Origin of the sequence: Pseudomonas sp. P97.38 (assembly GCF_001269745.1) — a bacterium.
Taxonomy (GTDB): Bacteria; Pseudomonadota; Gammaproteobacteria; order Pseudomonadales; family Pseudomonadaceae; genus Aquipseudomonas; species Aquipseudomonas chlororaphis_E.
Map to the genome: position 1 here is coordinate 71,293 of NZ_LHVJ01000017.1, position 22,802 is coordinate 94,094.

Below are 22,802 nucleotides of genomic sequence, written 5' to 3' on the forward strand. Positions count from 1 at the left end.
CGGCACCTCGCAAGCGAGGTGTTCCCTCACTCCGGCATTGCTCCGTGGGCCCGCCGGGAAGGGCCATCCATGGCCCAGCGCGGCTACCTCGGCATCCATGCCGAGGTGCCCACTGCGCAATGCCTGCGTTCGGCCAGCGTGGTTAATGGGGCATTGAAGATCAAAAGCCAAAGCCGCCAAAGCCGCCAAAGCCAAAGCACGGTGATCAACTGGAGTACTGCCATCGCGAGCAAGCTTTGCTCCCACAGCCCAGCTTGGGGATAAACCCCACATGGCTAACGCGGGTCGACGATATCCAAGGCACGATTAGCCAACAACTGACTCAATTCAATCATCTGCGCCACGCCCAATGCGACATGCCGCCGCGAGCCTTCCAGATCGAACGCCAGGTCATTGACCATGGCATTGGCCGAAGCCAGGGTTTCGCTGAGATTCGCCAGTAGGCACTCGGTGTCGAGAGTATCGACGACGGTGAAAACTTGAGTTGAGGTTTTCGGCTTGGCTTTGGCTTTGGCTTTGGCTTTGGCTTTGGCTTTGGCTTTTGATCTTGAGCGCCCCATTAACCACAAGGGCCGAACGCAGGCATTGCGTAGTGGGCAACCCGGCATGGATGCCGGGTTAGCCGCGCTGGGCCATGGATGGCCCTTCGCGGCGGGCCCCACGGAGCAATGCCGGAGTGAGGGAACACCGAGCCTAGGCGAGGTGCCCAGTGGTGGGGCACAGACCTTTTGGTTACTTTTGGGGCGTTTGCCAAAAGTGACCCGCCGTAAGGGCGGAACCCTAAGCAGCCGTTACCGCAAAAATGGATATGTACCCGAAATCCAGGTCGACTATGACACAGCCATCGCGAGCAAGCTCGCTCCCACAGGAATGGCGTCTATCGATTGGTTTTGCCGTTCGATAATCGCCCAAAACCCGCCACCGGTAATTGAATCGATCCAGCCCAGACCTTCACCATCGCTGCCACAAAACCAATAACAACAGGTTCGACGCCATGCCCCTGCGCCCCGCCTCGCCCGGCTGATCCCCAATCGCCCTAACAACCCTGGCTACCCCCTTACCGCTTGCACCTAAAAAAAGTGCGGCAACGATCCGCTTCGTCCAGAAAAAATAAGAGACAACGCTCATGAAGCCCACACAGCATTTGTTCCCCAGCCTCATTGCCATCGCCCTGACCAGCGTCGCCCTGCCCGTCCTGGCGGCAGAACCAGGGTTTATCGACGATGCCAAGGCCACGCTGACCCTGCGCAACGCCTATTTCAACCGCAACTTCACCAACCCGAATAACGCCCAGGGCAAAGCCGAGGAATGGACCCAGAACTTCATCCTCGACGCCAAGTCCGGTTTCACCCAGGGCGTGGTCGGTTTCGGCGTGGACGTGCTGGGCCTGTACTCGGTCAAGCTCGACGGCGGCAAAGGCACGGCGGGTACGCAACTGCTGCCAGTGCACGATGACGGCCGCCCCGCCGATGATTTCGGGCGCCTGGGTGTGGCCCTGAAGGCCAAGGTGTCGAAGACCGAGCTGAAGGTTGGCGAATGGATGCCGGTGCTGCCGATCCTGCGTTCCGACGACGGCCGTTCCCTGCCGCAGACCTTCCGTGGCGGCCAGGTGACCTCCACCGAAATCAACGGCCTGAGCCTCTACGGCGGCCAGTTCCGCGGCAACAGCCCGCGCAACGACGCGAGCATGGAAGACATGTCGATGAACGGCCGGGGCGCCTTCACCTCCGACCGTTTCAACTTCGGCGGCGGCGAATACGCCTTCAATGAAAAGCGCACCCAGGTCGGGGTTTGGTACGCCGAGCTGTCCGACATCTACCAGCAGCAGTATTTCAACCTGACCCACAGCCAGCCCATCGGCGATTGGACCCTGGGCGCCAACCTTGGCTACTTCATCGGCAAGGAAGACGGCAGCGCGCTGGCCGGTGACCTGGACAACAAAACCGCGTTCGCCATGCTCTCGGCCAAGTACGGCGGCAACACCTTTTACGTCGGCCTGCAGAAAGTCGGCGGCGATGACGCGTGGATGCGCGTCAACGGTACCAGCGGCGGCACCCTGGCCAACGACAGCTACAACTCCAGTTATGACAATGCCAAGGAAAAATCCTGGCAACTGCGCCACGACTTCAACTTCGCCGCCGTCGGCGTGCCGGGCCTGACCCTGATGAACCGCTACATCAGTGGCGACAATGTGCACACCGCCACCGTCGACGATGGCAAGGAGTGGGGCCGCGAAACCGAACTGGCCTACACCGTACAGAGCGGCGCGCTGAAAAGCCTCAACGTGAAATGGCGCAACTCGACGATGCGGAGGGATTTCAGCACCAATGAGTTCGATGAGAACCGCATTTTCATCAGCTACCCAATCAGCTTGTTGTAAGGCGGTTGCGGTGGGTCTGCTGATTCAGGTGGTGACGGTACTACCGTCTTCGCGGGCAAGCCCGCTCCCACAAGGGATTTGTGCTGTACGCAAATCCCTGTGGCCGCTGAAGATCAGTGTGGGAGCGGGCTTGCTCGCGAAGGCGTTATCACATTCAACATCGATGCAAGCTGCCCCACCGCTTTCGCGAGCAAGCCCACGCCCACAGGGGTTGCGGTGAATCTACTCCCGTGATTCGACGCCCAGCTCGTCCCACACCGACTCGGCCAGGTGGAAGGTGGCGTTGGCCGCCGGGATGCCGCAGTAGATGGCACTCTGCATGATCACTTCCTTGATCTCGCTGCGGCTCACGCCGTTGTTGGCCGCGGCGCGCAGGTGCAACTTGAGCTCTTCGTTGCGGTTCATGCCGATCAGCATGGCAATGGTAATCAGGCTGCGGGTGTGGCGCGGCAGGCCCGGGCGGGTCCAGATGTCGCCCCAGGCGTGGCGGGTAATCATCTCCTGGAATTCGCTGTTGAATTCACTCAGGGCATTGAGGCTGCGGTCGACATGGGCATCGCCCAGCACCGCGCGGCGTACCTGCATGCCTTCGTCGTAACGTTGTTTCTCGTCCACAGAAAACTCCTCAGGCGCCGAGCAGGAAATCCAGCACCCGAGCGCTGAATGCGGCACCGGCCTGGACATTGGAAAGGTGTGCGGCACGGAACTCGGCGTATTGCGCGCCACTGACCCGCTCCTGGATAAAGTGCCCACCCGACGGCGGCGTCACGGCGTCTTCGGTGCCGGCGATCACCAGCAACGGCACGCGGATCGCCGCCAGTTGTTCGCGAAAGTCGGCATCGCGCACCGCGGCGCAGTTGGCGGCGTAGCCCTGGGGCGAGGTGGCGGCGAGCATGTCGGTGATTTTTCTGGCTTTCTCTGGATGAGCCTCGGCGAAGTCCGGGGTGAACCAGCGGGCGATCGAGGCGTCACGCAACGCCACCATTGCCGCCTTGCCGTCACGCAGCACGGTTTCGATTCGCGGATTCCACACCGACGGATCGCCGATCTTGGCGGCGGTGTTGCACACCACCAGCTTGCGCAGGCGCTCACCCGCGTTGATCCCCAGCCACTGGCCGATCAGCCCGCCCATGGACAATCCGCAGAAATGTACCTGGTCGAGGTCCAGCGCATCGAGCATCGCCAGCACATCGCCGCCCAACTGCTCGATGCTGTAGGGGCCTTCGGTGACCAACGACTGACCGTGACCCCGGGTGTCGAAACGCAGCACGCGAAAATACTCGCCGAACGCCGCCACTTGGTCGTCCCACATGTGCAAATCGGTGCCCAGGGAGTTGGAGAGCACCAGCACGGGGGCGTCTTGCCGCCCGTCGAAACGGTAATTCAGTTCGCCGTCGGCGAGTTTGACGAATCCCACAACAGTCTCCTTTCAGGCCTTCAAGGCACGGTGTTCGGCCACCGCTCGGGCAACCCAGGTGCGGGCTTGGCCGAGGTAGTGGGCGGGGTTGAGCAAATGATCGAGTTCGGCGGCGGACAACTGCGCAGTGACCTGGGGTTCGTCCCCCAGCACCTCGCGCAGATGCCGTTGCTGAGCGACGGCGCGCTTGCAGCATTGTTCCAACAGATGGTGCGCGGTGTCGCGCCCGACCCGCTGGGCCAGGACGATGCTCACCGCTTCGGCCAGCACCAGGCCCTGGGTCAGTTCGAGGTTGCGGGCCATGCGCGCCGCGTCCACTTCCAGCCCTTCGGCCAGCAACCGAGCCTGTTGCAGGGCGCCGGACACCAGGCAGCAGATCTCCGGCAGGGTCTCCCATTCGGCGTGCCACAGGCCGAGGCTGCGCTCATGCTCCTGGGGCATGGCGCTGAACAGCGTCGAGACCAGGCCAGGCACCCGCGTCGCCGCACCGATCAACACCGCCGCGCCCACCGGGTTGCGCTTATGGGGCATGGTCGATGAACCGCCCTTGCCGGGTGCCGATGGCTCGAACGCTTCGCCGGCCTCGGTCTGCATCAGCAGGCTGATGTCGCGGCCCAACTTGCCAAGGCTGCCGGCGATCAGCCCGAGCACCGCGGCGAACTCCACCAGGCGATCGCGCTGGGTGTGCCACGGTTGCTCCGGCAGGCTCAGTTGCAGCTCGGCGGCCAGGGCCTGGGCGACGGGCAACGCCTGCTCGCCGAGCGCAGCGAGCGTCCCCGAGGCGCCGCCGAATTGCAGCACCAGCAAGCGCGGCTTCAGCTCTTTCAACCGTTGGCGGCTGCGGGTGATCGCCCCCAGCCAACCGGCGATTTTCATGCCCAGGGTCACCGGCGTTGCATGCTGCAGCCAAGTGCGCCCGGCCAGCGGCGTGGCGACGTAATGCTCGGCCTGGCGGGCCAGGGTGTCGGCCAGCTGCGCCAGTTCGTCTTCGATCAACGTCAGCGCCTGGCGCAATTGCAGCACCAGCCCGCTGTCCATCACGTCCTGGCTGGTGGCGCCCAGGTGCACATAGCGCTCAGCCTCGGCGTCGGTGGCGGCGATGCGCTTGCCCAACGCCTTGACCAACGGGATGGCCGAGTTGCCGGCACTGGCAATGGCCTCACCCAGCGCCGAAAAGTCATAGCACTGGGCGCGACAGGCCTGCTCGATCGGCGCCACCGCACTGGCGGGAATCACCCCCACCCGCGCCTCAGCCCGAGCCAGTGCCGCCTCGACGTCGAGCATGGCCTGGACCCGGCCCGCATCGCAGAACACCTCGCGCATGTCGCGGGCGGTGAAATAGGCATCGAACAGCTGATTGCCCGGTCGTTCGCTCATAAACAATCCTTGGGAAGTGGATGCCCTATGGCCACAATGAATCAAACAAGCCTCAAATGATCAGGTGAAATCAAAGGTCGTGATGCAAATACGTCGGTTGTTTGGGCAGGCGCAGGCTGAACAAGAACGCCACCACCATCATGACCGTGACATACCAGTAAAAGGCGTTTTCCATGCCCTGGGCCTTCAGGCTCAAGGCCACGTACTCGGCCGAACCGCCAAAAATCGCATTCGCCACCGCGTAGGCCAACCCTACTCCCAGCGCGCGCACCTCGGGTGGAAACATTTCGGCTTTCACCAGGCCGCTGATGGAGGTGTAGAAGCTGACGATCGCCAGGGCCAGGGTAATCAGGATAAACGCCAGGAACGGGCTGCTGATGCTCTTGAGAGTCAGCAGGATCGGCACCGTGCACAACGCCCCCAGGGCGCCGAACCAGAGCATGGAATTACGTCGGCCGATCTTGTCCGCCAGGATGCCGAACAGCGGCTGCATGCACATGTACAGGAACAGCGCGCCGGTCATGATGTAGCTGGCGGTCTTGGCCGGCAGGCCGGCGGTGTTCACCAGGTATTTCTGCATGTAGGTGGTGAAGGTGTAGAAAATCAACGAGCCGCCAGCGGTGTAGCCCAGCACAGTGATGAACGCGGCCTTGTGGCTGCGAAACAGCGCGGCGATGCTGCCGGCGTCCTTGTTCTCGCGCATTTCCTTGCTGCTGGTTTCCTTGAGGGAGCGACGCAGGAACAGTGAGATCAGCGCGGCCACGGCACCGACCACGAACGGGATCCGCCAGCCATAGGCACGCAATTCTTCCTCACTGAGGAACTGCTGCAGGATCACCACCAGCGACACCGCCAGCAGTTGCCCGCCGATCAGCGTCACGTACTGGAACGAGGCAAAGAAGCCACGCTGGCCCTTGAGGGCGACTTCGCTCATGTAGGTGGCCGTGGTGCCGTACTCGCCCCCCACCGACAGGCCTTGCAGCAAACGCGCGAACAACAGCAGCACCGGCGCCCAGACGCCGATGTCCTTGTAGGTGGGCAAGCAGGCGATGAGCAACGAGCCGAAGCACATCATCAGCACCGAGATCATCATCGAGTTCTTACGCCCATGACGGTCCGCCACTCGGCCGAATATCCAGCCGCCAATGGGTCGCATCAGGAACCCGGCGGCGAAGACCCCGGCCGTGTTGACCAGTTGCACCGTGGGGTTGTCCGAGGGAAAGAACGCCGACGCGAAATAGATCGCGCAGAACGCGTAGACGTAGAAGTCGAACCATTCGACCAGGTTGCCGGACGAAGCGCCGACGATAGCGAAAATGCGCTTGCTGCGTTCTTCGCCGGTGTAGTGGCTGGTTGGGGTGGTCATGGGTTATTCACTCGTTAGGGACTGACAAAGTCTAGACACACTTCGTAACAGTCCCGTTCCACAAACAGACTTTCAAGCAGCAGCGCCTGTACCGTCGCCATCGCGAGCAAGCTCGCTCCCACACAATATGCAGATCACCTGTGGGAGCGAGCTTGCTCGCGATGTCTCCAGTGAACTCAATAATCGAAAAACACCGTCTCGGCATCCGTCCCCTGCAACACCACATTCCATTGGTACACCCCCGACGCATCGGGCTTGGTCACGAGGGTGGCGCGACGCTCTTCGGGTACGCAAGCTAGCAGCGGATCGGTTTCGTTGGCCTGCTCGCCGTCGAAGTAGATGCGCGTCAGCAGGTGCTTGACCAGGCCGCGGGCAAACACCAGCACCACCAGGTGCGGCGCCTGGGTCGTGCCCCCCAGCCCCGGTACGGTGCCCGGCTTGATGGTGGTGAAGCGAAAGCGCCCCTCGGCGTCCACCGGCACCCGGCCGAAGCCGTCGAAGCTGGGGTCCAGGGGCTTGTCCTGATCGTCTTCGGGGTGGGCATATTTGCCGGCGGCGTTGGCCTGCCAGACTTCCAGCATGGCGTCGTTGACGAACTCGCCATTGCCGTCGATCACCTGCCCGGTGATCGCCACGCGCTGGCCGAGGGTTTCGGCGACGGTCAAGTCTTCGCGGTTCAGCCAGGTCAGGCCGATGTGGTAGTAAGGGCCGACGGTATGGGATGTGGTGGCGGTGAGCGTCATCTTATTTCTCCATCGGCGTGGCATCGCGGCCGCGCAAGACGATGTCCCAGCGATAACCGAGGGCGTAGTGAGGGATGGTTTTTTCCAGGTCGAAGCTGGCGATCAGACGTTCCTTGGCGCGGGTGTCCGGCACGCAGTTGTAGATCGGATCGTAGGCCAGCAGCGGGTCGCCGGGGAAATACATCTGCGTCACCAGACGCGTGAGGATGCTGGGCCCGAACAGCGAGAAATGGATATGGGCCGGGCGCCAGGCGTTGTGGTGGTTGCCCCAGGGGTACGCGCCGGGCTTGATGGTCTGGAACTGATACCAGCCGTCGGCGTCGGTGATGGCGCGACCGGTGCCGGTGAAGTTCGGGTCCAGCGGCGCATCGTGCTTGTCGCGGTCATGGTGATAGCGACCGGCGGCGTTGGCCTGCCAGATCTCCACCAGGATGCCCGGCACCGGCTGCCCGTGCTCATCCAGCACGCGCCCGTGAATGATTATCCGCTCCCCCAATGGCTCGCCGGCATGCTGGGCGGTGAGGTCGTTGTCCTTCTCCTGCACGCGGTCGGCGCCGACGGTCGGGCCGGTGATTTCCGACAGCGAATGGGGCAGGAACACCAGCGGCTTGGACGGCGAGCGCAAGTTGGTGGACTGGTACGGCGGGTGCAGGTATTGCGGCTGGGTGCCCGCTTGAGGGCGACGATAACCAGGCTTGTCAGTCATGAAGCATTCCTCGGTTTCTTATTAGTAGTGCGACGCGTCAGACGCGTTCGATAGCCAATGCCAGGCCCTGGCCGACGCCGACACACATGGTCGCCAGGCCTTTCTTGCCGCCGGTCTTTTCCAAGTGGTGCAACGCCGTCAGCACCAGCCGCGCCCCGCTCATGCCCAACGGATGACCGAGCGCGATGGCGCCGCCGTTTGGGTTGACCTGAGGCGCATCGTCGGCCAGCCCCAATTCGCGCAGCACCGCCAGGCCCTGGCTGGCGAAGGCCTCATTGAGTTCGATCACATCGAAGTCGGCGACCGCCAGGCCCAGGCGCTCGGTGAGTTTGCGCACCGCCGGCACCGGGCCGATGCCCATGACCCGCGGCGCCACGCCGGCACTGGCCATGCCCAGGACCTTGGCGCGCGGGGTCAGGCCATGTTTTTTCACCGCGTCGGCGGACGCCAGGATCAGCGCCGCCGCACCGTCGTTCACCCCAGAGGCATTGCCGGCGGTGACGGTCTTGTCCGGGCCGTTGACCGGCTTGAGTCTGGCCAAGGCGTCAAGCGTGGTGTCGGCGCGCGGGTGTTCATCCTGCTCGACCACGGTTTCGCCCTTCTTGTGGGCGATCCGTACCGGCACGATCTCTTCGGCGAAGAAGCCCGCCGCCTGGGCCGCCGCCGTGCGCTGCTGGCTGCGCAGGGCGAAGGCATCCTGGTCTTCGCGGGACACCGCGTAGTCATCGGCCACGTTGTCTGCGGTCTGCGGCATCGCGTCTACGCCGTACTGGGCTTTCATCAACGGGTTGATGAAGCGCCAGCCGATGGTGGTGTCTTCCAGCTTCATGTTGCGGGAGAACGCCGCGTCGGCCTTGCCCATCACGAACGGTGCGCGAGACATCGACTCCACGCCGCCGGCGATGGCCAGTTCCATCTCGCCGCTGGCAATGGCGCGGAACGCGGTGCCGATGGCGTCCATGCCCGAGGCGCAAAGACGGTTGAGGGTTACGCCGGGAATGCTCTCCGGCAGGCCTGCGAGCAACAGCGCCATGCGCGCGACGTTGCGGTTGTCCTCGCCGGCCTGGTTGGCGCAGCCGAGGAAGACCTCGTCCACCGCCGCCCAGTCCACCGACGGGTTGCGCGCCATCAGTGCCTTGATTGGCACGGCCGCCAGGTCATCGGCGCGCACAGCGGCCAGGCCACCGCCGAAGCGGCCGATGGGGGTACGAATCGCATCACAGAGATAGACGTCGCGCATCAGGCTTCTCCCGGTGCCTGGCCGTGGGCCGCCGCCGTGCGAGCTTCCAGATCGCGCAGGGCGCGCAGCTCCACGTCGGTCGGCTCGGCGGTGGTGTGCACCTGGTCGGCGAAGCGGATCGCCCACCCGGTCGCAGCAATGACCTGCTCGCGGGTGACGCCAGGGTGCAAGGCGGTGACCACGAACTCATGGCTGTCGGCTTCCGGCTCCATGATGCACAGGTCGGTGATGATGCCCACGGGGCCCGCACCCGGCAGGCCCAGGCGCTTGCGTGAATCACCGCCCTCACCATGGCCGACCGAGGTGACGAAGTCCAGCTTGTCGACAAACGAACGCGCCGACTGCTTGAGGATGATCAACACGCTCTTGGCCGAGCCGGCAATTTCCGGTGCGCCACCGGCACCTGGCAGACGGACTTTGGGCTGGTGGTAATCCCCCACCACCGTGGTGTTGATGTTACCGAAACGGTCGACCTGGGCTGCGCCCAGGAAGCCGACGTCGATACGCCCGCCCTGCAACCAGTAGCGAAAGATCTCACCGGTCGGCACCACGGTGTCGGCGGTTTCCGCCAGCTCGCCGTCGCCAATGGACAGCGGCAGCACGCCAGGCTTGGCGCCGATCGGGCCGGACTCGTAGATCAACACTACATCCGGTGCCGACGTCAGCCGCGCCAGGTTGGCCGCTTTCGACGGCAGGCCAATGCCGACAAAACACACGGCGTTGTTCTTCAAGCGACGGGCCGCGGCCACGGTCATCATTTCGTTGGTGGAGTACGTCATTGTTTCGCCTCCGAAGCGGCAGCCAGTCGGGCCTGGAATTCGGTGAAATCCTGGGTGCCACGGATGAATTCGTCGATCCAGGCGGTAAACGTCTCACGGTCGCGGGCGATGGGGTCCCACGCCTGGTAGAAACGGTTGTCACGTTCGGTGTAGCCATGGGCGTAGGACGGATGCGCGCCGCCCGGTACCAGGCATACCGCACTGAGGGCCCAGGTGGGCAGCACGCAGGCGTTCATCGGCGCATTCAGGTCGTCGACGATTTCTTCCACGGTGACGATGCAACGCTTGGCAGCCAGGGCCGCTTCCTTCTGCACGCCGAGGATGCCCCACAACAGCACGTTGCCCTTGCGGTCGGCTTTCTGGGCGTGGATCACGGTGATGTCCGGGCGCACCGACGGCACGGCGGCCAGCACTTCCCCGGTAAACGGACAAGTGACGCTCTTGATCAGTGGGTTGACCTTGGGCAGGTCGGAACCCGCATAGGCCCGCAGGACCGCGAACGGTAGGCCGGAGGCACCGGCGACGTAGGCATTGGCCAGGTCGGCGTGGCTGTGTTCCTCGATCTCCAGCGGTCGCGGCCACTGCTTCTCCACCGCATCGCGCAGCCGGTGCAACGATCCCACGCCCGGGTTGCCGCCCCAGGAGAAAATCAACTTGCGCGCGCAACCGGCACCGATCAACTGGTCGTAGATCAGGTCAGGGGTCATCCGCACCAGGGTCAGGTCTTTCTTGCCCTGACGAATGATTTCGTGACCCGCTGCGGTCGGGATCAGGTGAGTGAAGCCTTCGAGCGCGACGGTATCGCCGTCGTTGACGAACTGCTTCACCGCATCGTGCAGCGAAAGGATTTCAGCCATGGTGCAGGCTCCCGTATTCCAGTAGACCGACATGAAGAAAAAGGCGCGAGGTTCAGCGCCGGAGTGACCCAAGAGTAAGCCGCGACAAAACGCCAAACAATCCGATAATCGACTGAGTGTTCGTTTATCGAACAGATTGTTGTTTGGCTAACGATTGGTTCAACGATGAACTGCTGTGGGAGCGGGCTTGCTCGCGAAAGCGCTGGCTCAGCTTGCAAAGATGTTGGATGTACCGGCCCCTTCGCGGGCAAGCCCGCTCCCACAGTCATTACCACCGGGATTTACGCAGCCGCTCAAGTGGCATCCGCATGGCTGACCAACCCCTTGATCACCACCGCCGTGGTAGCCAGTGCGGCGGGAATGACCAGGGCGGTCAGCACCTGTTCGAAGTTCCAGCCCAGGCCCAGCAAGGTCGCCCCCATCCAGGCTCCGAGGATCGCGCCGAAGCGACCGATGCCGAGCATCCACGACACCCCGGTGGCGCGGCCTTGGGTCGGGTAGAAACGCGCCGCCAGGGACGGCATCGCCGATTGCGCGCCGTTGACGCACATGCCGGCCACCAGCACCAGCGTCGCGAGCAAAGTGATGTGGCCCAGGCTCTGCCCGACCGCGTAGGCAAACACCCCGGCCATCAGGTAGAACAGGCCGATGACCTTGTGCGGGTTGAACCGGTCCATCGCCCAGCCCACGCCCACCGCGCTCAACACCCCGCCAAACTGGAACAACGCGCCGATGAACGCGGCCTGCTCCATGCTCGCGCCGCTGTCGCGCATCAGTGTCGGCAGCCAACTGGTCAGCAGGTAAACGATCACCAGCCCCATGAAATAGGTCAGCCACAGCAGCAGCGTGCCGGCGCTGTAGGTCCCGGAAAAAATCACCGCCAGCACGTTGCGCGCCTTCACGGTTTTCTGTTCCGGCACACTGAAGCTCGCGGCCTGGGCAACCGTGTGCGGCTCAATGGGTGCCAGGGTCTTGCGCACTTTGTCGGTGCCGCGATTGCGCACCACCAGGTAACGCGCCGACTCCGGCAGCCAGAACACCAGCACGACCGTCAGCAGCAACGGCAGGATCCCGCCGATCAGCAACAGGCTGTGCCAGCCGAACGCCGGGATCAGCTTCGCGGAAATGAACCCGCCGCCGGCCATGCCGAGGTTGAAGCCGCAGAACATGCTGGTCACCAACAGCGATTTCTTGCGTTCGGGGGTGTATTCGGACAGCAAGGTGGTGGCGTTGGGCATCCCGGCCCCCAAGCCCAGGCCGGTGAGGAAGCGCAGCACCAGCAGTTGGTCGACGTTGGTGCTGTAGGCCGAAGCCAGGCTGAACGCGCCAAACAGCAGGACCGCGCCCACCAGCACCACTTTGCGCCCGAAGCGGTCAGCCAAGGGCCCGGAACCGAGTGCGCCGAAAACCATGCCGATCAGCGCGGCACTCATCACCGGGCCCAGGCTGGCGCGGTCGATTCCCCAATCCTGGGACAGGGCCGGAGCGATGAAGCCCATGGCTGCCGTGTCCAGGCCGTCGAGGAAAACAATCAGGAAACAGAGGATCACTACCCGCCACTGGTAGCGCGAGATGGGCTGGGCATTGATGAAGGACTGCACGTCGAGGCAGTGGCCTACGGAGGTCTGTGGCTGGTTCATCGTGTCTCTCATTATTATTGTGTCGAGTCGCCCACCCATGGCCGGAGCAGGAGGCTCCAGCACGCCGGATGACGCTGGCGCGACATTAATGAGGCCGGACAAACACCGTCAATTCACCGCAAGCGACTGTGTGCGTTTATCGAACACTTAGGTGAACAACTGCGCGCTCAGGTCGCGACTGGCCCCCAGCAAACCAGGCAGGAACCGTTGCTCCAGCTCGTTGCGGCTGACGCGCCCGGCATGGGTGCTGACGTTCAACGCCGCCACCACTTGGCCGGAAGCGTCGTACACCGGCACGGCAATCGAGCGCAGGCCCTGCTCCAATTCCTGGTCGACAATGCACCAGCCCTGTTGCCGCACCTGTTGCAGGCATTCGAGCAGGGCCTGGGGGGTGTGCAGGGTGCGGCTGGTCTTGGCTTGCAGGTCGGCATGATCGAGGTAATCGCGCAGCGACGCATCGTCCAGCGCCGCCAGCAGAATCCGTCCCATGGACGTGCAATAGGCCGGCAGCCGCCCGCCGACCGACAGGTCCACCGAGATCAATCGCTGAGTGGTGGCCGATCGGGCGATGTAGAGGATGTCGTCGCCCTCGAGGGTGGCCATGTTGCAGGCTTCATGCAGCTGCTCGCTCATGCGGTCCAGGTACGGCTGCGCGGAAACGGCCAGGGGCGTCGAGGACAAGTAGGCGTGACCGAGGGTGAGCACTTTGGGCAGCAGTGAATAGGTGCGCCCGTCCGTGGTGGCGTAGCCAAGCTTGATCAAGGTATGCAGGCAGCGGCGGACGGCCGCCCGGGGAATTTCCGTACGGTGGCTGATCTGAGCGATGGTCAGATGCCGCTTGCGCTCCTGGAAGGCCTGCACCACGGCCAGCCCACGGGCCAGGGAGGTCATGAAGTCCGGGTCACCGGTCAGGGCCTGGATCCGCTTGGCCGCAGAGGCCACGATCGGTGGCGCGACTGAAGTGAAGGCGTTGCGCAATTGGTCGTTCATGTCTGGTCCTTCCCCGGGTGGAGGGCTATTACAAGCCGCAGCTTGACAGGCCGGCAAGCGGCGGCCGCCAACAGCGTGCGATTATCGAACCGGCGACCGATAATCGCAATGCACGGTCGTCGATCGGTCCTTTCATTTCGGATCCGATACAAAGTTGGCAAACAGTGCGGGCCGTTCTTCAGGTAGGAGTTTTATTGAACTTGTCGAACCCGCCGGCGTCAGGATATCGACGCCTGTGGAAAACCCGCGGCGTTTAAGTTGCCTCTACAAATAATGATTCACACTAGAACAACCCCCTTTAACTTTTGCCGATAGTGTTATTCGACGGGACCGCTATAATGCGCTTCAGCGACGGTACGGCTTTCAACCGCTATCGTCCGCCGGCACTGTAGCCAAGCTGCGGTGCCCGAAGCGCCTGATGGCCGCTTCCCCGTAACGGCAACAACACGAACCCCTGATGCTACGTCAGCTGTCAGCTCTGGTGCCGTGGCCGTCTGCATGACGACATGCAGTGCGTATCACCAGAATAAATTTCAATTAATTAGGTACAACTGTGACGAAAGACGAACTGCGCGCGGAACTTGAGCGCCAGGAACAACGTTACAAGGAAGTTTACGGCGGAGAAATCACCACCTACGCCGCGCAACCTGAACCGGAACGCAAACCCTGGCGTAAACGCGCCACCGTTCAAGACCAGGCTTTTACCCAGGAACTTCAAAAGATGGAAAAGGAACTCAAGGCCGAAGAGCATTTGATGCCCGACGCCTGAGGGGTTTGTCGAAGGATGGCGGCCCACACCCAGGCCGCAGGCTGATACCGCACGCCCGCCACAAGCGGGCTGCCAGCGCCTCGCGACCGCCGGTCGTGAGCGGTCGAGGCCGACCTTCTTTCAGAAATTTCATACAGCTCTGGGGGTGAGTTTCACCATTCCGGCCACCCCCGTCGCTGCGCTTTGCGCCCCGAAATCAAAGGGTTGCGCCCCCCATGGGGCCCTTCGTCCCGAAGGGTTTCCTACAAATTATTTCGTTGAAGAATGTTACCGATGAGCAGGCAGTGCATCGATTACCGAGGTTTTCTGGCATAATCGCGCCCCCTTACGACCGGGTCAGAAAACCTTCATGATCGATTTATTCAGCGGACTGGATGCTTGGGTGCTTGTGAGCCTCTTGCTCGCCCTGGCTTTTGTCCTCGCCTTCGAGTTCATCAACGGCTTTCATGACACCGCTAACGCGGTTGCCACTGTTATCTACACCAAAGCGATGCCGCCGCACCTGGCGGTGTTCTTTTCCGGGGTGTTCAATTTTCTCGGTGTGCTGCTGGGCGGTGTGGGGGTGGCGTACGCCATCGTCCACTTGCTGCCCGTGGAGCTGCTGATCAACGTGAACACCGGCCACGGGTTGGCCATGGTGTTCTCGCTGCTCGCGGCGGCCATCACCTGGAACCTGGGCACCTGGTACTTCGGTATCCCGGCTTCCAGCTCCCACACCCTGATCGGCTCGATCCTCGGCGTGGGCCTGGCCAACGCGCTGATCAACGATATCCCCCTGGCCGACGGCGTGAACTGGCAGAAGGCGATCGATATCGCCGCGTCCCTGGTGTTCTCGCCCATGGCCGGTTTCCTGATAGCCGCCCTAGTGCTGATCGGCCTGAAATGGTGGCGCCCGCTGTCGAAGATGCACAAGACGCCGGAACAGCGCCGCAAGATCGACGACAAGAAGCACCCGCCGTTCTGGAACCGCCTGGTCCTGGTGATCTCGGCCATGGCCGTCAGCTTCGTCCACGGCTCCAACGATGGCCAGAAAGGCATCGGCCTGATCATGCTGGTGCTGATCGGCATCGTGCCCGCGCAATTCGTCCTCGACCTGGGCAGCACCACCTACCAGATCGAACGGACCCGCGACGCGACCTTGCACCTGAGCCAGTTCTACACACGCAACAGTGAGTCGCTGGGCGAATTCCTTGCCCTGGGCAAGAGCGTGGAAGGCGACCTGCCGGAGAAATTCCGCTGCAACCCGCAGCAGACAGAACCGACCATCAACGCGCTGCTCGATACCCTCAAGGGCGTGTCGGACTACCATTCGCTGCCGTCGGAAAGCCGCATTGAAGTACGTCGCTACCTGCTCTGCCTGGACGACACGGCGAAGAAGGTGGGCAAGTTGCCTAACCTGGCGGCACGTGAGAAGGACGACCTGAACAAGCTGCGCAAGGACCTTACGACCACCACCGAATACGCCCCGTTCTGGGTGATCCTGGCGGTAGCCCTGGCGTTGGGCCTGGGTACCATGGTTGGCTGGAAGCGCGTGGTACTGACCATCGGCGAGAAGATCGGCAAGCAAGGCATGACCTACGCCCAGGGCATGTCGGCACAGATCACCGCCGCGTGCATGATCGGCATGGCGAACATCTTCAGCCTGCCGGTTTCCACCACTCACGTGCTGTCCTCGGGCGTGGCCGGCACCATGGTCGCCAACAAGAGCGGCCTGCAAGGTGGCACGGTGCGCAACATCCTCCTGGCCTGGGTGCTGACCCTGCCCGCGACAGTGGCACTGTCGGCCGGGTTGTTCTGGCTGGCGTCGAAAGCCTTGGGCAGCTGATTCCAGCGGCTTGAAAAAAAGGTGCGATCCTGGCGGGTCGCACCTTTTTTTTTGCCTGAAACGTTATCCCCTGTGGAAGCGGGTGCATGGGGCGGGAATTTTGCGCAAAAAAAAAAGGGCGACCGAAGTCGCCCAAAATGCCTTGCGTGCTCGTTGTAACCGGAAAGACCTATGGTTTTTTGCGCTTGTGGGCGTCTTTCCAGATGAATAATCCAAACCCTGCGAAGAACACGAACATGAGGCCGACCGTCAACACTCCGGCAAACACCACATTATCGAAAAACATGACTGGCCTCCTGGTCTCGTCCCTGTTGCGATGGGTTCAAGTTAACCAATCAGGCCTGGATGGAAATTGACCGGGGTCAATAACGCCCGCAACGGGGCGAAAAGGTGGGGAAATAACTGATCTGCATCAATGGATCGAAGGGGTTCAACGCTTTTTCGGTTTGTTTTTCGGCTTTTTCTTCGGCTTGGCCAAAGGCATCGCTTGCTCGAAAGCCTGGCGGACTTCGTTGAGGCGCTTGTCGTTGAGGTCATGAACGCGCTTGGCGCGCTCAGCGCTGAGGTCGATCAGTTTGGCGTCTTGGCTCATGGCGTGTCGGCATCGTGCAGTGAAAGTCGGATGCGCCCATGATGCGGGCTGTTGGCGGCGTTGACCAGCCTGCGTACGTCGGCCAATGGCTGGGTCAGATCTGGATATCGACCCACAGGCCCTGGCGCGATTCTTCTTCCATCAGCGGCACCACGGGCACGGTGTTATCGGCGTTGAGCTCGGTGCCCGGTACGGCCAGGTGTTCCTCGGGGTCTTCGTCGGCTTCGCGGCGACGGCGGTCGCGTTCCTGCTGGCGACGTTGCTCCTCGCGCAGCAATAACGCCCCCTCTTCCGGATCGCGCTTTTGCAGGTCGATGGTGCTCTCGCTGGAGCTCTGCTGCACCGGGACCACGGGCGGTATGTCCGGTCGTGGACGAACCGGATCCTGCTGCGCGGTGACGGGCACGGTGCTCAAAGGGAGCGTAGGTAGCAACATAAAGGTCTCCTGTCTTCAGGTTGTCGGCGGCGTGCGCCGCAGCTTGAACCGCCGGTCCGAAACTTGTGACCCAGTTGGCATTGCAACAAAAAGCCGGGGCCGAGCCTGTTTGATCGTTGAGCACGCTTAAGTTCCCTGCCGTCAGGTGACAAATCGCCTTGCTGTCGAGGGGCCGTGTACGTAAATCCTTTGGTCTGAAGGATCATTCCGTTAAGATAACCGGCTTTTTCAAGGCGGGAGTCAGGCAGCATGGCGCAGCAGTATCAACCGGGGCAACGCTGGATCAGTGACAGCGAAGCCGAGCTGGGTTTAGGCACCGTTCTGGCACAGGATGGCCGCTTGTTGACCGTGCTCTATCCGGCCACTGGCGACACTCGCCAGTACGCGCTACGGAATGCGCCCCTCACTCGTGTACGGTTTTCGCCGGGCGACGTGATCACTCACTTCGAAGGTTGGAAGATGACCGTACGTGAAGTCGACGATGTCGATGGATTGCTGGTCTACCACGGCCTCAACGGGCAGAACGAAGTCGTGACCCTGCCGGAAACCCAACTGTCGAACTTCATCCAGTTCCGCCTCGCCAGCGACCGCCTGTTCGCCGGCCAGATCGACCCGCTGGCCTGGTTCTCCCTGCGCTACCACACCCTGGAACACACCAGCCGCCAGTTGCAGTCTTCGCTCTGGGGCCTTGGCGGCGTGCGCGCCCAACCCATCGCCCACCAACTGCACATCGCTCGCGAAGTGGCCGACCGCATTGCACCGCGCGTCTTGCTGGCGGACGAAGTGGGGCTGGGCAAGACCATCGAAGCCGGCCTGGTCATCCACCGTCAACTGCTGTCCGGCCGTGCCAGCCGTGTCCTGATCCTGGTGCCGGAAAACCTCCAGCACCAATGGCTGGTGGAAATGCGCCGACGCTTCAACCTGCAGGTCGCGCTGTTCGACGAAGAACGCTTCATTGAAAGCGATGCCAGCAACCCGTTCGAAGACACCCAACTGGCCCTGGTGGCGCTGGAATGGCTGGTGGACGACGAGAAGGCCCAGGACGCGCTGTTCGCCGCCGGCTGGGACCTGATGGTGGTCGACGAAGCGCATCACCTGGTGTGGCACGAGGACCAGGTCAGCCCGCAGTACGCGCTGGTCGAGCAACTGGCCGAAACCATCCCCGGCGTGCTGCTGCTCACCGCGACCCCGGAACAACTGGGACAGGACAGCCACTTCGCCCGTCTGCGCCTGCTGGACCCGAACCGCTTCCATGACCTCAAGGCCTTCCGCGCCGAGAGCGAAAACTATCGCCCGGTGGCCGAAGCCGTGCAGGAGCTGCTGGACAAGGGCCGTCTCTCGCCGCAAGCCCACCAGACCATCCTCGGTTTCCTGGGCAACGAAGGCGAAGCCTTGCTGACCGCCGTCAACGATGGCGATGTCCAAGCCAGTGCCCGCCTGGTGCGCGAACTGCTGGACCGCCACGGCACCGGCCGCGTGCTGTTTCGCAACACCCGCGCCGCCGTGCAGGGCTTCCCGGAGCGCAAGCTGCACGCCTACCCGCTGCCGTGCCCGGACGAATACCTCGAATTGCCGCTGGGCGATCACGCCGACCTGTACCCGGAAGTCAGCTTCCAGGCGCAGCCGGACGCCAATGACGAAGAACGCTGGTGGAAGTTCGACCCGCGCGTGGAGTGGCTGATCGACCAGCTGAAAATGCTCAAGCGCACCAAGGTGCTGGTGATCTGCGCCCACGCCGAAACCGCCATGGACCTGGAAGACGCCCTGCGCGTGCGTTCCGGGATCCCGGCCACGGTGTTCCACGAGGGCATGAACATCCTCGAGCGCGACCGTGCCGCCGCGTACTTCGCCGACGAAGAGTTTGGCGCTCAGGTGCTGATCTGCTCGGAAATCGGCAGTGAAGGGCGCAACTTCCAGTTCGCCCATCACCTGGTGCTGTTCGACCTGCCCTCCCACCCCGACCTGCTGGAACAGCGGATCGGCCGTCTCGACCGGATCGGCCAGAAGCACACCATCGAGCTGCACGTGCCGTTCCTGGAAACCAGTCCGCAGGAGCGTCTGTTCCAGTGGTACCACGAGGCGCTGAACGCTTTCCTCAACACCTGCCCGACCGGCAACGCCCTGCAGCACCAGTTCGGCCCGCGCCTGCTGCCGTTGCTGGAAGAGGCCGACGATGGCCAGTGGCAAACGCTGATCGACGAGGCCCGCGCCGAACGCGAGCGCCTGGAGACCGAGCTGCACACCGGTCGCGACCGCTTGCTGGAGCTCAACTCCGGTGGTGCCGGTGAAGGCGACGCGCTGGTGGAAGCCATTCTCGAACAGGACGACCAGTTCGCCCTGCCGATCTACATGGAAACCCTGTTCGACGCCTTTGGCATCGACAGCGAGGACCATTCGGAAAACGCGCTGATCCTCAAGCCGAGTGAAAAGATGCTCGACGCCAGCTTCCCGCTCGGCGACGACGAAGGCGTGACCATCACCTACGATCGCAACCAGGCGCTGTCGCGCGAAGACATGCAGTTCATCACCTGGGAGCACCCGATGGTGCAAGGCGGCATGGACCTGGTGCTGTCGGGCTCCATGGGCAACACCGCCGTGGCGCTGATCAAGAACAAGGCGCTCAAGCCTGGCACGGTGCTGCTGGAGCTGCTCTACGTCAGCGAGGTGGTCGCCCCGCGTTCGCTGCAACTGGGCCGCTACCTGCCCCCGGCCGCCCTGCGCTGCCTGCTCGATACCAACGGCAACGACCTGGCCGCCCGGGTCTCGTTCGACACCCTGAACGACCAGCTCGAAAGCGTGCCTCGCGCCAGCGCCAACAAGTTCATCCAGGCCCAGCGCGACCAGCTCACGCCACGGATCAACGCCGGTGAAGAGAAAGTCGCCCCGCGTCACGCCGAGCGCGTGGCCGAGGCCCAACGCCGCCTGGCGGCCGATACCGACGAAGAACTGGCACGCCTGAGCGCCCTGCAAGCGGTCAACCCGACCGTGCGCGACAGCGAGCTGGTAGCGCTGCGCCAACAGCGCGAACAGGGACTGGCGATGCTGGAGAAGGCGGCGTTGCGCCTGGAAGCGATCCGGGTGCTGGTGGCAGGTTGATTGCCACTGGCTGAAGGCTGCCTGGATTCACCTGTGGCGAGGGAGCTTGCTCCCGCTGGGCTGCGAAGCGGCCCCCTTTCCTGGGGAGCGCTGCGCACTCCAGCGAGGACATGCGCCCTCGCCACGATGTCCAGCGCTTCGTTTCACGGGCTGTAGTACCCCACCGCCACCAGGAAATGCCCGACCTTCCTCAGGTACGCGTGCTTGTCCTCGACCTTGCCAGTGACCGGGTTCTTCCAGCGATAGGCGTACTCCCCGGTCGGCTGCTTGCCGATCATGGCCAGGATCGGTTCGCCCACCGGCTTGCCTGCTGGATCCCTGACCTTGGCGAAATCGGTGTTGACCAACCGCAGATTGGTGCCGTGGGCGACATAGCGCTGGGTTACCAAATCCACCACGAAGACATACAGGTCATCCTGCAAGTAGCCACCCTTGAGGGCGTTGATCGCCGTCAGCGTGGCTTTCTCGTCCTTCTGCAGGTCGCTGGAGGCTTTGTCCAGCAACGCCCGGGCCTGATCGGCCGAGGCCCGTGGCAAGTAATAGCCGACCGCGAGGATTCGCTCGCCAACCCGCTGGAAGTACACATGCTTGCGCTCGACCTTGCCGTCCGCCCAGTTCTGCCAGCGATACTCGGCCTGCTGGATACCACTGGCCTCGGGAGTCTTCAGGGCATCCTTGAACGCTTTGCGCAGGTCAGGCCCGAGCATTTCGGAAACGTCCCGCCCGATCAGCGCCGAGGAAGGCCCGCCACTGGCGAGCATCACGCCCCGAGTGTCCACCACAAAGACGTAGCGGTCCTGATCGACGAATTCCCCTTGGCGACTGAACGCAGCAAAAGCCTTGTCGCCGTTATCGTGGTAATAGGCCAAGGCCTTCTCCAGCAACGCCCGGGCCGCCTGGCCGTCCTCTTGCGTCGCGGCATGCACTTGCGTCAGCCCCAGTAACAACACTGCGCCCAGCCAGGCCATCTTGCGGAAACACCCCATACGCGCGCCCTCGTTCTTGTGGGTATTTCAAGAGAGTAGCTGGCATGGGCTGATGTGGAAGCATTCAGCAAAACACGGTGCAAACACGACACCGTGCGAGAGCGAGCTTGCTCGCGAAGGCGTCAGGCCAGCCAACTTCTTCGTGACTGATCCAGCGCTTTCGCGGGCAAGCCCGCTCCCACAAGGGATGGAGGTGGACTTGATTCCCGCCGGCACCACAAGACCACTGTGGGAGCGAGCTTGCTCGCGAAGGCGTCAGGCCAGCCAACTTCTTCGTGACTGATCCAACGCTTTCGCGGGCAAGCCCGCTCCCACAAGGGATGGAGGTGGACTTGATTCCCGCCAGCACCACAAGACCACTGTGGGAGCGGGCTTGCTCGCGAAAGCGTCAGGCCAGCCAGCATCTTCGTGACTGATCCAACGCTTTCGCGGGCAAGCCCGCTCCCACAAGGGATGGAGGTGGACTTGATTCCCGCCGGCACCACAAGACCACTGTGGGAGCGGGCTTGCTCGCGAAAGCGTCAGGCCAGCCAGCATCTTCGTGACTGATCCAACGCTTTCGCGGGCAAGCCCGCTCCCACAAGGGATGGAGGTGGACTTGATTCCCGCCAGCACCACAAGACCACTGTGGGAGCGAGCTTGCTCGCGAAGGCTTTACTGGGCCCGAGCGCTGAGTTGCTGTTGCAGGTGTTGGATCTGCGCTTGCAGGGTGTTGATGTTGCGGGTGACCTGGCCGCGGAAGGCGTCGAATTCGGCGGTGTTGCCGCCGTTGTCCTGCTGGCTCTTGAGAACGATCACGTCCTGTTCCAGGCGTTCGAGGGCCGAGTTGGAGGTGGCTCGCTTGAGGGCCGTGATGTCGGCGCCGATACTCTTGAGCTGGGCATCCAGGGCGCCGCCCTCGCCTTGGTTCTTCAGGGCCGTCACTTCAGTCGACAACGCCTTGACCTGGGCCTGGAGCTCCTTGTTGGCAGCCTGCAACTGGGTGCTGGTGTTCTGCTGCTCAGTGGCCTGGGCAATGAGCTGGGCCAGCTCCTTGTCCAGGTCGGCGGACGGACCGAACGTGGCCTGCTGGAGTTTGTACTGCTCCTGCAACTTGCTGTCGAACTGCCGAGCCTGGTCCTGGAGCTTGCCTTCCAGCTGCTTGATCTGCAGCTTCAAGGCTTCGCTGTCGCTCATGACATTGGATTGACCAGCCACCACCTTGCCGGAAATATCCTGCAGCCGCCCTGCCGCATCCTCACTGATGCGCGCAAAACTTTCCTGGGTCGCCACCAGTTGCTGTTCCATCAGGGAAATCTGCTGGAAGCTCCACCAGGCCAGGAAGCCGAACGCACACACCAAGGCGCCGATCAACGCCCACAACGGCCCGGTGCTGGGGCCCTTGACCTTGGCTGCGGCAACGGCTGCCGGCCGCGCCTGCGCGTGGGCCGGGCGGTGGGTGGGGAAGTCATCGTCATCGGGGATGTCGGCGCGCATCCGCAGGCTCGGTACATCGTCGAAGTCGTCGTTGGCATCGTTACGCATGGGCATGGTTCAACCTTTGGGAAACCGGTGATGACTGGGTGCGGCGAGTATAACCCCCTCGCCCGCCGCACCGATTGAC

Annotated in this window: 22 protein-coding genes; 5 read left to right on the top strand and 17 right to left on the bottom strand. The window is 62.9% G+C overall.

What is annotated here, in order from left to right:
• Window positions 1-69: 69 nt before the first annotated feature.
• A complete protein-coding gene (locus tag AD664_RS27070) occupies window positions 70-264 on the top strand; it encodes a hypothetical protein (RefSeq protein WP_083454203.1) in 195 nt (64 codons plus the stop codon).
• An 11-nt stretch (window positions 265-275) separates the two neighbouring features.
• Here the strand turns inward: AD664_RS27070 and AD664_RS27525 are convergent, their stop codons facing one another.
• The gene (locus AD664_RS27525) at window positions 276-560 is read right to left on the bottom strand and encodes a DUF6124 family protein (RefSeq protein WP_371260957.1); all 285 of its coding nucleotides are present in this window, start codon (window positions 558-560) and stop codon (window positions 276-278) included.
• Window positions 561-1,126: 566 nt separating this feature from the next.
• Here AD664_RS27525 and AD664_RS14180 point away from each other — a divergent pair.
• Window positions 1,127-2,380, top strand: coding sequence for an OprD family porin (locus tag AD664_RS14180; RefSeq protein ID WP_053147382.1), 1,254 nt, complete (start codon window positions 1,127-1,129; stop codon window positions 2,378-2,380).
• Between the two features lie 222 nt (window positions 2,381-2,602).
• Here the strand turns inward: AD664_RS14180 and pcaC are convergent, their stop codons facing one another.
• From pcaC to pcaR, 11 genes are all read right to left on the bottom strand, one after another.
• Window positions 2,603-2,995, bottom strand: a complete 393-nt coding sequence (gene pcaC, locus AD664_RS14185) for a 4-carboxymuconolactone decarboxylase (protein ID WP_042732684.1) — start codon at window positions 2,993-2,995, stop codon at window positions 2,603-2,605.
• Between the two features lie 10 nt (window positions 2,996-3,005).
• Window positions 3,006-3,797 carry a 3-oxoadipate enol-lactonase gene (gene pcaD, locus AD664_RS14190; protein ID WP_053147384.1) on the bottom strand — a complete coding sequence of 264 codons (792 nt, stop codon included), beginning with the start codon at window positions 3,795-3,797 and terminating at the stop codon, window positions 3,006-3,008.
• Between the two features lie 12 nt (window positions 3,798-3,809).
• Window positions 3,810-5,174, bottom strand: coding sequence for a 3-carboxy-cis,cis-muconate cycloisomerase (locus AD664_RS14195; protein ID WP_053147387.1), 1,365 nt, complete (start codon window positions 5,172-5,174; stop codon window positions 3,810-3,812).
• A 70-nt stretch (window positions 5,175-5,244) separates the two neighbouring features.
• Complete coding sequence (locus tag AD664_RS14200) at window positions 5,245-6,540, bottom strand: MFS family transporter (RefSeq protein ID WP_042732687.1); 1,296 nt, start codon at window positions 6,538-6,540, stop codon at window positions 5,245-5,247.
• Window positions 6,541-6,716: 176 nt separating this feature from the next.
• Window positions 6,717-7,283 carry a protocatechuate 3,4-dioxygenase subunit alpha gene (gene pcaG, locus AD664_RS14205; protein WP_053147389.1) on the bottom strand — a complete coding sequence of 189 codons (567 nt, stop codon included), beginning with the start codon at window positions 7,281-7,283 and terminating at the stop codon, window positions 6,717-6,719.
• A gap of 1 nt (window position 7,284) precedes the next feature.
• On the bottom strand, window positions 7,285-7,989 hold the full coding sequence (gene pcaH / locus AD664_RS14210) for a protocatechuate 3,4-dioxygenase subunit beta (RefSeq protein WP_053147391.1): 705 nt from the start codon (window positions 7,987-7,989) through the stop codon (window positions 7,285-7,287).
• 37 nt (window positions 7,990-8,026) lie between these two features.
• Window positions 8,027-9,229 carry a 3-oxoadipyl-CoA thiolase gene (pcaF, locus tag AD664_RS14215; protein ID WP_053147393.1) on the bottom strand — a complete coding sequence of 401 codons (1,203 nt, stop codon included), beginning with the start codon at window positions 9,227-9,229 and terminating at the stop codon, window positions 8,027-8,029.
• Complete coding sequence (locus AD664_RS14220) at window positions 9,229-10,008, bottom strand: CoA-transferase subunit beta (protein WP_053147395.1); 780 nt, start codon at window positions 10,006-10,008, stop codon at window positions 9,229-9,231. Before AD664_RS14220 ends, pcaF begins: the two co-directional genes overlap by 1 nt.
• The gene (locus AD664_RS14225) at window positions 10,005-10,865 is read right to left on the bottom strand and encodes a CoA transferase subunit A (protein WP_053147397.1); all 861 of its coding nucleotides are present in this window, start codon (window positions 10,863-10,865) and stop codon (window positions 10,005-10,007) included. The genes AD664_RS14220 and AD664_RS14225 overlap by 4 nt, the downstream gene beginning before the upstream one ends.
• Before the next feature lie 293 nt (window positions 10,866-11,158).
• Window positions 11,159-12,505, bottom strand: coding sequence for an MFS transporter (locus AD664_RS14230; RefSeq protein ID WP_053147399.1), 1,347 nt, complete (start codon window positions 12,503-12,505; stop codon window positions 11,159-11,161).
• A 147-nt stretch (window positions 12,506-12,652) separates the two neighbouring features.
• Window positions 12,653-13,495, bottom strand: coding sequence for a pca regulon transcriptional regulator PcaR (gene pcaR, locus AD664_RS14235; RefSeq protein ID WP_042731787.1), 843 nt, complete (start codon window positions 13,493-13,495; stop codon window positions 12,653-12,655).
• A 553-nt stretch (window positions 13,496-14,048) separates the two neighbouring features.
• Between pcaR and AD664_RS14240 the strand changes: the two genes are divergently transcribed.
• Together AD664_RS14240 and AD664_RS14245 are read left to right on the top strand one after the other, a co-directional pair.
• The gene (locus AD664_RS14240) at window positions 14,049-14,264 is read left to right on the top strand and encodes a hypothetical protein (RefSeq protein ID WP_053147401.1); all 216 of its coding nucleotides are present in this window, start codon (window positions 14,049-14,051) and stop codon (window positions 14,262-14,264) included.
• 349 nt (window positions 14,265-14,613) lie between these two features.
• Complete coding sequence (locus AD664_RS14245; RefSeq protein ID WP_042731789.1) at window positions 14,614-16,089, top strand: inorganic phosphate transporter; 1,476 nt, start codon at window positions 14,614-14,616, stop codon at window positions 16,087-16,089.
• Window positions 16,090-16,258: 169 nt separating this feature from the next.
• Here AD664_RS14245 and ccoM read toward each other — a convergent pair whose 3' ends face one another.
• The 3 genes from ccoM to AD664_RS14255 form a co-directional block, all read right to left on the bottom strand.
• Window positions 16,259-16,375: a cytochrome c oxidase subunit CcoM gene (gene ccoM, locus AD664_RS28035; RefSeq protein WP_025212288.1), complete on the bottom strand. Its 117-nt coding sequence runs from the start codon at window positions 16,373-16,375 to the stop codon at window positions 16,259-16,261.
• 144 nt (window positions 16,376-16,519) lie between these two features.
• Complete coding sequence (locus AD664_RS27660; protein WP_172679726.1) at window positions 16,520-16,681, bottom strand: hypothetical protein; 162 nt, start codon at window positions 16,679-16,681, stop codon at window positions 16,520-16,522.
• Between the two features lie 94 nt (window positions 16,682-16,775).
• Complete coding sequence (locus tag AD664_RS14255; RefSeq protein WP_042731790.1) at window positions 16,776-17,117, bottom strand: hypothetical protein; 342 nt, start codon at window positions 17,115-17,117, stop codon at window positions 16,776-16,778.
• Window positions 17,118-17,366: 249 nt separating this feature from the next.
• Here AD664_RS14255 and rapA point away from each other — a divergent pair, with 249 nt between their 5' ends.
• On the top strand, window positions 17,367-20,213 hold the full coding sequence (gene rapA / locus AD664_RS14260) for an RNA polymerase-associated protein RapA (protein ID WP_053147403.1): 2,847 nt from the start codon (window positions 17,367-17,369) through the stop codon (window positions 20,211-20,213).
• Window positions 20,214-20,356: 143 nt separating this feature from the next.
• Here rapA and AD664_RS14265 read toward each other — a convergent pair whose 3' ends face one another.
• A complete protein-coding gene (locus tag AD664_RS14265; RefSeq protein WP_053147405.1) occupies window positions 20,357-21,199 on the bottom strand; it encodes a cache domain-containing protein in 843 nt (280 codons plus the stop codon).
• A gap of 654 nt (window positions 21,200-21,853) precedes the next feature.
• On the bottom strand, window positions 21,854-22,729 hold the full coding sequence (locus tag AD664_RS14270; RefSeq protein ID WP_053147408.1) for a hypothetical protein: 876 nt from the start codon (window positions 22,727-22,729) through the stop codon (window positions 21,854-21,856).
• Window positions 22,730-22,802 lie beyond the last annotated feature (73 nt).